The following is a 3527-nucleotide window of genomic DNA, read 5'->3' on the forward strand; positions in this document are numbered from 1 at the left end:
ATATTAAATTCTGGTTTAAATTTTGAAGTAATTCAATAAACTTTGTTAGGTGAGGCTCCTGTATAGAGAAACGCTGCTGCCCAAAAATGTCGAGAGACGCCAATGGGTCAACAGGAACGGTCGGATTAAGGCCCTTCTTAATGTAGCTGGTTATAAAAACCTATGCTATACAGTGCTAAAACTCAACGAGGGAGTGGTATACGATTTGATAGAAAGGCACCTCTGTGATTTCGGCAGAGCTGTCTTAATAATCATTTATTTGTATTGTGAAAAAACCTTTACTCCTTTTTGAGTAAAGGTTTTTCTGTTTAATGTTATTTATTTTTATCTTGTCTATATTCAAAAAGGAGGTAATTCTAACTAATGAATTGATTGCAATGTAACTATTATTGCTCTAATAAAAAATTTAAGACAGATAAAATAAAACAAAACCACTCATGAAACTCTAGAGTCTCCCTTAGCAATATGAGGAGGAGTTAACATGAAGAAATTATTAAAGGAATTACTTATAACCAAAAATAACTTGGATGCAGAGAGAGTTTTACGTCTTCCGTCGTATGATATTGCGCAAGAAGTAAAACAGTTTTCAATTGAAGATCAAGTCATATTACTAAATACGATTCCTGTATTAAAAAGCTCTAAAGTTCTTCAATATATGAGTGCAGAAGAAAAATATAATATCTTAATTCACTTATCTGAAAATAAAGCTAAAAAGTTACTGAATTTACAACCGATTGATGAATTAGTAGATTTACTTCTAGCGGTTCATCCGGAAGAACAGGCTAAATTAATGGCGTATCTAGATAAAATTACAAAACATAACGTAAAAAAATTAATGACTTTCAAACCTGAAACGGCAGGAAGTCTTGTTACAAGTGATTTTGTTGCAGTTAGAGGAAATTGGTCAGTAAAAATGACATTGAAGTACATTAGGGAACATTCTGAAAATGTAGAATCAATATCTTATAGTTATGTTCTTGATAGTCATGGTTATCTTGAGGGAATCGTTTCCATACATGAGTTATTACTAGCAGCAGATGAAGAGATATTATCTACTATCATGATGCCAGAGGTAATTTCAGTACACGCTGAAGTTGACCAGCAAGAAGTTGTAAAAAAGCTACTGAATTATAATTTAGCAGCAATACCTGTCACAACAGCAAATAATAAAATGATTGGTATTATAACATTTGATGACGTAATGAATGTTATGGAAGCAGAAGCTACAGAAGATATTCAAAAGTTAGGCGGAAGTGAACCATTGAATCAATCTTACTTTGAAGCTAGTATTTGGAGCATTTTCCTAAAACGTCTACCATGGTTATTACTTCTTTTTGTTGCTGAGGCATATACAGGTACAGTATTAAAGTATTTTGAAGACGAAATTGAAACTGTAGTTGCCCTTGCTTTCTTTGTTCCATTATTAGTAGGTACTGGAGGGAATACAGGAACACAGGTTGTAGCAACAATTACTCGTGCAATTGGTATTGGAGAGTTAAAATTTAAAGACATTTTCCGTGTAATGAAAAAAGAATTTGCAATTGGTATGCTTCTTGGACTTGCACTTGGGATAGCTGGCCTCACTCGTGCTTATATGTTAGGAGTTGGAACAGAAGTTGCGCAAGTTGTAGCAATTACTTTATTATTTATTGTTATTTGGGCCTCTCTTGTAGCAGCTGCTTTACCTTTAATTCTAAGAAAATTAAAACTAGATCCTGCAGTTGTTTCAGGTCCATTTATTACAACATTTGTTGACGGAACAGGATTAGTAATTTACTTCATGGTTGCAAAAACGTTATTAAATTTATAAATATACACTGAAAAAACGAAATCCGGAATAAGTATGTTGCCTTAATTGCTAAAACATAGTGGGGAATTCAGGCATGGGGAAATCAAACACTTTTGTCTTTAGATAAATAATATTTTAATGGATTTATTGAATGTAATGAATGCTGGAGGATAAAACTATGAAACATCTAAGAAAAATCTTCAAACGAATTTTGCTTCTATTTTCTATTTTAATGATTATTGGCGTAGGAATACTATTTGGTACTAGCTATGGCCGAGAGCTTCGTATAACAATCGCTGGGAGTATATTAACTTCTCAGCATCCACAATATGCGAAATATACATTCCTATCCCAAAAGGAACTAGATAAATTGCAAGATAGAATTAATCATCCGAAATGGTCAAATAGTGATGAGCATATTTATAAAAAAATAGCAGGAAAAAGATTAGAAGAATTTAAAAATCAGCCATTAGAAATTGATGTAGAAACGATTAAAAGTAATAAAGATAGTCGCTTTCTTTTCGAAGGAAAGTTAGTCACAATTAGTAATCCTTTCAATGTTAAACTTGTTAGCCATCAAGGAACACAGGGTGCTAACAGGGGAGAAAAAATTAGTGTAATGGCAAAGCGTAATCATGCACTTGTTGCTGTGAATGCAAGTGGATTTGCTGACGAAACAGGAAGGGGTGGAGGAAATGTTGCTACTGGAATTGTGATAGAAAATGGGAAAGCTATTGATACAAATATGGATAGAAATGCCCCTACAATTATTACGGGATTAACAAAGTTTGGTCAAATGATAACAGGAAATTATTCTACCCAACAACTGTTGGATAAACAAGTCGTTTCCGCAGCTGGATTTATGCCACAGTTAATTGTAAATGGAGAAAAAATGATTACAGAAGGAGACGGCGGTTGGGGGTCGGCTCCAAGAAGTATTATGGCCCAAAAAGAAGATGGTACAATTATGTTTCTAGTTATTGACGGTAGACAGACACATAGTATAGGAGCTACGTTGAAAGAGTGTCAAGATATTCTATATGAAAAAGGAGCTATAAATGCAATGGCAATGGATGGAGGTTCTTCTGCTACGCTATATTTAGGAGGAAAGGTTATAAATTCACCGTCTACATTATCCCATGAAGATCGTTATTTACCGAACGCTTGGGTGGTAACAGCAAACCAAAAACAAAAAATAAAGATGACAATTGATGGGAGAAAAATAGATACCAAAACATCAGATGAATTTGATGCGAACATTTCAACGAATTTATGAATTATTAAAAATAGAACAAATACAGGATTTTTATCCCGTTAGTCGGAAAATTAAAATTGTTTTTAAAAATTAGAAATTCTTATTTCATATTCATGATTTGCACAATATCAAATGAGAGTGATGAGGATTCCAAATTTACGGAATTCTTATCACTCTTTTTTAGTTTTTTGTAAATATGGAACAATATCATTACTTTCACTGTCTATTAAGCGTTAGAACATTTTTTATTAAATAAATTAAGAAAGGAATCATCATTTTTAACTAAGGGAGAAGATTGAATTGAAAAAATTATGGATGCTGCTTTTCGTTTGTTTTGCGGTTATGTTGGTAGGATGTAATAAAAACGAACCGCCAAAACAAGCATTTGAAGAATATATCAATTTATGGAATGATAGAAAATTTACAAATATGTATGATCATTTATCAGATCATGCAAAAAAATCAATTTCTAAAAAAGAATTC

Annotated in this window: 3 protein-coding genes and 1 riboswitch; all 3 genes read left to right on the forward strand. The window is 32.6% G+C overall.

The features are described from left to right. Positions 1-34: 34 nt before the first annotated feature. A riboswitch (M-box (ykoK) riboswitch) is annotated at positions 35-200 on the forward strand. A gap of 281 nt (positions 201-481) precedes the next feature. Continuing rightward, positions 482-1810 carry a magnesium transporter gene (gene mgtE, locus ACQGS6_RS24730; protein WP_074625958.1) on the forward strand — a complete coding sequence of 443 codons (1329 nt, stop codon included), beginning with the start codon at positions 482-484 and terminating at the stop codon, positions 1808-1810. A 157-nt stretch (positions 1811-1967) separates the two neighbouring features. After that, on the forward strand, positions 1968-3065 hold the full coding sequence (locus tag ACQGS6_RS24735; protein WP_065223734.1) for a phosphodiester glycosidase family protein: 1098 nt from the start codon (positions 1968-1970) through the stop codon (positions 3063-3065). Positions 3066-3344: 279 nt separating this feature from the next. Continuing rightward, the coding region (locus ACQGS6_RS24740) for an NTF2-like N-terminal transpeptidase domain-containing protein (protein WP_426965760.1) at positions 3345-3527 on the forward strand (183 nt) is incomplete at its 3' end.

It is taken from the genome of Bacillus sp. GMs2/2 (assembly GCF_050172095.1).
Taxonomy (GTDB): Bacteria; Bacillota; Bacilli; order Bacillales; family Bacillaceae_G; genus Bacillus_A; species Bacillus_A cereus.

Excerpts from the sequence above, each read along its gene's own strand:
- mgtE (WP_074625958.1), top strand. The coding sequence starts at position 482 with ATGAAGAAATTATTAAAGGAATTACTTATAACCAAAAATAACTTGGAT.
- ACQGS6_RS24735 (WP_065223734.1), top strand. The coding sequence starts at position 1,968 with ATGAAACATCTAAGAAAAATCTTCAAACGAATTTTGCTTCTATTTTCT.